The organism is Bacillus sp. JJ1503, from assembly GCF_036965125.1.
Lineage (GTDB): Bacteria > Bacillota > Bacilli > Bacillales > Cytobacillaceae > Cytobacillus.
Map to the genome: position 1 here is coordinate 16,425 of NZ_JBALOZ010000126.1, position 5,848 is coordinate 22,272.

General features: G+C 37.8%; 7 protein-coding genes. 2 read left to right on the forward strand and 5 right to left on the reverse strand.

Annotated features, from left to right (window positions below; translation table 11 throughout):
* Positions 1 to 1,157 (reverse strand): magnesium transporter (mgtE, locus tag V7149_RS11050; protein ID WP_335345682.1); only part of this gene is annotated, 1,157 nt, incomplete at its 3' end.
* A 285-nt stretch (positions 1,158 to 1,442) separates the two neighbouring features.
* Between mgtE and prpE the strand changes: the two genes are divergently transcribed.
* Positions 1,443 to 2,177, forward strand: a complete 735-nt coding sequence (gene prpE, locus V7149_RS11055) for a bis(5'-nucleosyl)-tetraphosphatase PrpE (protein WP_335345683.1) — start codon at positions 1,443 to 1,445, stop codon at positions 2,175 to 2,177.
* Positions 2,178 to 2,205: 28 nt separating this feature from the next.
* Here prpE and V7149_RS11060 read toward each other — a convergent pair whose 3' ends face one another.
* From V7149_RS11060 to V7149_RS11075, 4 genes are all read right to left on the reverse strand, one after another.
* Complete coding sequence (locus V7149_RS11060) at positions 2,206 to 3,108, reverse strand: RluA family pseudouridine synthase (RefSeq protein WP_335345684.1); 903 nt, start codon at positions 3,106 to 3,108, stop codon at positions 2,206 to 2,208.
* Between the two features lie 36 nt (positions 3,109 to 3,144).
* Positions 3,145 to 3,939, reverse strand: coding sequence for an NAD kinase (locus tag V7149_RS11065; protein ID WP_335345685.1), 795 nt, complete (start codon positions 3,937 to 3,939; stop codon positions 3,145 to 3,147).
* A gap of 23 nt (positions 3,940 to 3,962) precedes the next feature.
* Positions 3,963 to 4,613 carry a GTP pyrophosphokinase gene (locus tag V7149_RS11070; RefSeq protein ID WP_335345686.1) on the reverse strand — a complete coding sequence of 217 codons (651 nt, stop codon included), beginning with the start codon at positions 4,611 to 4,613 and terminating at the stop codon, positions 3,963 to 3,965.
* A gap of 96 nt (positions 4,614 to 4,709) precedes the next feature.
* Entirely contained in the window at positions 4,710 to 5,084 is a 375-nt protein-coding gene (locus V7149_RS11075) for a hypothetical protein (protein ID WP_335345687.1), read from the reverse strand.
* A gap of 152 nt (positions 5,085 to 5,236) precedes the next feature.
* Here V7149_RS11075 and V7149_RS11080 point away from each other — a divergent pair, with 152 nt between their 5' ends.
* Positions 5,237 to 5,827, forward strand: a complete 591-nt coding sequence (locus V7149_RS11080; protein ID WP_335345688.1) for a CYTH domain-containing protein — start codon at positions 5,237 to 5,239, stop codon at positions 5,825 to 5,827.
* Positions 5,828 to 5,848 lie beyond the last annotated feature (21 nt).

Here is a 5,848-nt window from a genome sequence, read left to right on the forward strand (position 1 = left end):
ATAAAAATGGTTACCGTGACAAGGACTCCACAAATTGAACCAGTGATTAAGCCAGTACCAGCTTCTCGATAAATTAACTTGAGCTTGCTTTCTTTTTCCAAATCACCGGTTGCAATCCCACGAACAACAACGGCTAATGCCTGTGTTCCAGTATTTCCAGCCATTCCGGCAATTAAAGTTATGAATGCCCCTAATATGGCCGCCTTCTCCAGCGTTGCTTCAAAACGAGCAGCAAGGCTTGCCGTTCCCATCCCTAAATACAGGAGGATAATTAGCCATGGCAGCCTTTTGCGGGCAGCTGAAAAAGGACTGCGGTCAATTGTATCCATATCTGACACTGCAGCAAGCTTCGAGTAATCATCAGATGCCTCTTCTTCCATAACATCCATAATGTCATCAACCGTTATGATTCCTAACAGATGGTTTTGAAAGTCGACAACAGGCAGCGCTAGAAAATTATAATCTTTTATTTTTCGCGCAACTTCTTCCTGATCATCGCCAACGGATACCGAGACGATTCTTTCATTTGTTATTTCTGAAATCATTGTGTCATCATCATTCACAATTAAATCTCTAAGGGAAATGACTCCTGCTAGTCTCTCTTCTTCATCAAGAACATAGATATAGTAAATCGTTTCTGCCTTTGGCGCTTCTTTTTTTAATATATACATGGCAGACCGAACCGTCTGATTGGAAGCAATGGAAACAAAGTCAGTTGTCATGATACTTCCGGCTGTATATTCCTCATAATGAAGCAGATCTTTGATTTCCTGTGCTGCTTCTTCATCCATAATCGTTAAATAACTGACAACCTGATCCTTTTCAAGCTCATTTAAGACATCAACTGCATCATCAACGTACATTTTTGAAATCATTTCAGCTGCATAGTTTGGATTCATTTCTGCCAAGACATCTTGATAGCTTTCATCATCTATTTCTAAGTTTTCAAATAATGTTGCCATTTCTTCTGGGGAAAGATAATGATAAATTCTTTCACGCGTGTCTTCATCTAATTCCTTAAAAAATGAAGCCTGATCATAAGGATGCAGCTCTAGAAATTCATCCCGGAATTTTTCTATATCTTCATTTTGTAAAGAATTGATGAGCAATTCCCTGTCCATATGATGAGTGGCTTTCTCACTTAAAGCTTCCTCCATATTTCACAGCCCCCTCTCTTCATCAAGCATATACGCCTGAATACTCCATAATACTAGCAAATTATAACATCCTTGTCGCTTGATTTAAGCAAAAACATAACCATTTATCTAGCTTAACTTATGATAAAAGAATATCTGCCCATACTTTCCCCTCTTTACCCTTTTATATCATGAATTAACCTTAGCTAACCATTTTATGAAGCAATAAAATTTAACTATTTTGAGTAGATAATCAGGATAAGAATCGCCTTTATTGATATGATAAAAGTAAAAAAGGAGTTACGTATGAAGCTTGATATTATAGGAGATATTCACGGATGTTTTCATGAATTTAATGAGCTGACCATTAAGCTTGGCTACAGCTGGGAGAAGGGCATACCCATTCACGACAAAAGCAGAAAATTAGCATTCGCAGGAGATTTAACAGATCGTGGTCCACACTCTTTAAAAGTGGCGGAAATTGTTTGCAGGCTTGTTAGCGGAGGTTACGCATATTATGTACCTGGAAATCATTGCAACAAGCTATACCGCTTCTTCTTGGGGAATAAAGTTCAGCTTACCCATGGCCTTGAAACGACCGCTGCCGAATATGATTCTCTTGATAAGAAAAATCAACAGGCTATTCGAGAGAAATTTATGAACCTGTATGAGGATGCTCCGCTTTATGCTGTGCTAGATGGAGGGATGCTAATCATTGCCCATGCAGGCATACGTGAAGACTATATTGGCCAGCATTCTGAAAAGGTAAAAACCTTCGTACTATATGGAGATATTACAGGAGAAAAAAATCCAGACGGCTCGCCTGTCCGAAGAGATTGGGCTCAAGCCTATCATGGAAAAGCGGTAATTGTGTATGGTCACACACCTGTAAAGGAGGTCAGGATCGTGAATAATACATACAATATCGATACAGGTGCTGTATTTGGAAACAAATTATCCGCTCTAAAATACCCAGAAATGGAGATTGTGTCCGTACCATCAACATTGCCGCTTGTTGAAGAAAAGTTTCGAAAGATTTAGCTCTTACAAAAGTAAAGGGTGACCATTACTAACAGTCACCCTCCATCTGAAGTATTTTTCTCATATCATCAGGCAATTCCTGATTAAAAGTCAGCTTTTCTTCCGTAATGGGATGAACAAACGAAAGCTTGCTGCAATGCAGTGCCTGGTGTGAAAGCAAGTCAAGATTTCCACCATAGAGATCATCTCCGAGCAATGGATGGCCTAAATAAGACATATGCACTCGGATTTGATGGGTACGCCCTGTTTCAAGTCTTAGCTTTAGATAAGTAAAGTCCCGATATATACGAATGACCTCATAATGAGTGCAGGCATATTGCCCTTCTGGATTAACTTCTCTTTCAATAATACTATCCTTCTTTCTTGCTATTGGCTGCCTAATAACACCGCTCTCTTCTTTCAGGACCCCTTCAGCAAGCGCTTCATATTCTCTGTTTATCATTCCAGCTTTTTGCTGCTTGCTAAACAAATGATGGATATGCCGATGCTTGGCTACTAGGACGATTCCTGATGTATCACGATCAAGTCTTGTTACAATATGGGTTGTTGCGTTTAAACCGATTTGCTGATAATAGCCGATTAAGGCATTTGCGAGGCTGCCGTCAGGATGCTCCCTTGAAGGTATGGTACTAATGCCAGCAGGCTTATTTACTACTAGTATAAAGTCGTCTTCATACAATATGTTTAGCGGAAGCTCTTCCCCTCTAATCCCATCACTTGGAATTTCTTCTGGAAATCCAATAATCAGGATGTCACCTTCTTTTAGAGAATAACGGACCGTTGTTTCATTTCCATTTACAGAAATAAAACCGCCTTTAAATTTAATATCTGTTAAAGACGTTTTCGAAATATCCTTTTCATATAAAAAATCTTTGATGTTTTTATTTTCGTCCTCTGAAGTTATGTGCCACATTAGTTCAAACCTTGACATCCCGATTCTTGTCCACCTTTTTCTTTCATTACTATTTTAATCAGCCACAAATGAATCATGAACTCTTTTCCAGAAAGGAAACGGTCGAAAGCGGGCAAAGCGGATCTTTTCATCGGCCACCCGGAATTGAATTGATTTTACATCCTTATGAAGCAGATTTAAATGATCAATTGTAATTTGAAAATCAGGGCCATTAACCGGCTTTAACATACAAGTATGGTGTGCGGGAAGAACTAGCGGTGAGCCAACAGTCCGAAACACTTTATTATTGATAGAAGCCATTTCCGCAATTTGAATAGCAGATAAGGAAGGATGAAGAATTGCGCCGCCTAATGCTTTATTATAGGCGGTGCTCCCCGAAGGAGTTGATACGCATAACCCATCCCCTCTAAACCGTTCAAAGTGTTGCCCGCGTATTTCTACATCCATTACGAGGGTGGCATCAACCGCCTTAACCGTTGATTCATTTAAGGCAAGATAGCGGGTTTCTCTGCCCCCATGCTGATATCGAATAATAACCTCCAGCAACGGGTATTCACTCACCTGAAATGGAGTTTTCGCAATCGCAATTACGAGTTTCTCAATCTCCTCAGGCACCCAATCCGCATAAAAGCCTAAATGCCCCGTATGAATCCCAACAAATGCTGTTTTGTCCAAACGGCCGGTATAACGATGAAAAGCGTACAACAACGTGCCATCCCCGCCAATTGAGACGACAATATCAGGCTTCTCTTCGTCATAAATAAGATCAAAATCCAATAAATACGTTCTCATTTTATGCATGAGTGCATTAGATTTATTATCGCCTTTCGAGGTAATGGCAAATTTCATCGCAATATCTCCTTTACAGACATTTAACTTTTATGTGACTTAGGGTTGTTGCCTTGCTGTTCTTTATTTCTTGAAAAAAAGGCTTGGGCTTCCTGGATTTCCCCTCGAATTAGCGACATTTCTTCATCAAGCATGAAGGCTGCCTCTGCTGCCCTTTGAAGTCTCATTTGAATATCCTTTGGAAACTGACCCTTATACTTATAATTTAGCGAATGTTCAATGGTAGCCCAAAAGTTCATCGCAAGTGTACGAATTTGAATTTCAGCTAAAATCTGTTTTTCACCGTTAATCGTTTGAACTGGGTAGCGAATGACAACATGGTAAGAACGATAGCCGCTTACCTTCTTATGAGAAATATAATCTCGTTCTTCCACTATTTCAAAGTCATTTCGCTTTCTTAACAATTCAACAACCTTTTTAATATCATCTACAAACTGACACATCATTCGAAGTCCTGCAATATCCTGCAATTCCGTGTCTAATATATCTAATGGAATACTCTTTTGATTTACCTTATCAAGTATACTTGCAATAGGCTTTACTCTTCCCGTTACAAATTCGATTGGCGAGTGAGTACCTTCTTGTTCAAATTGTTTACGCATTCCTTTAAGCTTTATCTTTAGTTCTTCCACAGCCTGCTTATATGGAGCTAAAAATTGATCCCAATTTTTCACGTCATCAACACCTCATCCGAAAATATTGTCTAATTAAAATCTGCCTTAAAAGGAATGTAGGCTAGATTATGTATGGGCGGATGATTATTCAATTGATTAAAAAATGCTTTCGACTTTTTTAACCATATCTTCTCCGTAATTACTATTCCCTTTAATATTTTCAATTAGGTAGCCGAACTCTTCTATAAATCCCGGAAGATGGATTCGATCCTTACCATCTGTTAAATAAACCTTAAACTCCAAATCCAATGCTTCCTTAAGCTGCGACCAAATGGTTTGCGGGATGGCTAAATATGTATACTCTTCATCCTTGTCTGTTATGTAAATAAAGGAAAGATTATCTGAATCAACTAACATCTGCTCCATTGGCTTTAAATTAATTACGGCGTAACCTTCCTCTACTTTGATTTCAACTGCCTTTTCATTCACTTTGAAACTTGCGTCAATTATTGATATTTTTTTTGTCATCATTTCTACCTCCAAACTTATCTTATTTTATCGCAGATTATCGGGCAATAAAACCCTAATATAAGTATTTAGCAGAATCTATTTCCCAAAAAAATTGCAGTAAACAATTATGAAGGAGATAATTAGACTGTAACCCTTTGAAAGGAATGAAGAATTTGTCGCAAACAATTGAAATTGAATTAAAAAATATACTTACAAAACAAGAATTCAACAAGTTAAAAAACTTTTTTCAGTTTAACGATGAAAATTTTTTCACACAGGAAAATCATTATTTTGATACGAAAGATTTTGCATTAAAAAAGGCCGGCTGTGCCCTTAGAATTAGAAGAAAGAATAATAAATTTGAATTAACTCTTAAGCAGCCTCACGGGGACGGACTTCTTGAGACGAATGAACATCTTACTGATGAGATGGCTGAGAACATGTTCAACACTGGAAAAATAATGGCTGAATCTATTAGAAATATAATTGAGGCAATGAAGATCGATCCTAACCTCATGCAGTATTTTGGCTCATTAACAACAATTAGAGCCGAAACAGCCTATAGGAATGGATTAATCGTATTGGATCATAGTTATTATTTAAATAAAGAGGATTTTGAGATAGAATATGAAGTAAGTAATAGAGAAAAAGGCCTCGAAGTGTTTTCAGAACTGCTATTAAATTTAGATATCCCTATACGTAAAACTGACAATAAAATTATGCGTTTTTATAAAGAAAAATATAATCAGCAAGCTGGTTTTTAAAAAGGAGAACTAAGAAAATGA

Bases quoted from the DNA above. Each gene is read 5' to 3' on its own strand.
- prpE (WP_335345683.1), top strand. From the start codon at position 1,443: ATGAAGCTTGATATTATAGGAGATATTCACGGATGTTTTCATGAATTT.
- V7149_RS11060 (WP_335345684.1), bottom strand. From the start codon at position 3,108: ATGTCAAGGTTTGAACTAATGTGGCACATAACTTCAGAGGACGAAAAT.
- V7149_RS11075 (WP_335345687.1), bottom strand. From the start codon at position 5,084: ATGATGACAAAAAAAATATCAATAATTGACGCAAGTTTCAAAGTGAAT.
- V7149_RS11065 (WP_335345685.1), bottom strand. From the start codon at position 3,939: ATGAAATTTGCCATTACCTCGAAAGGCGATAATAAATCTAATGCACTC.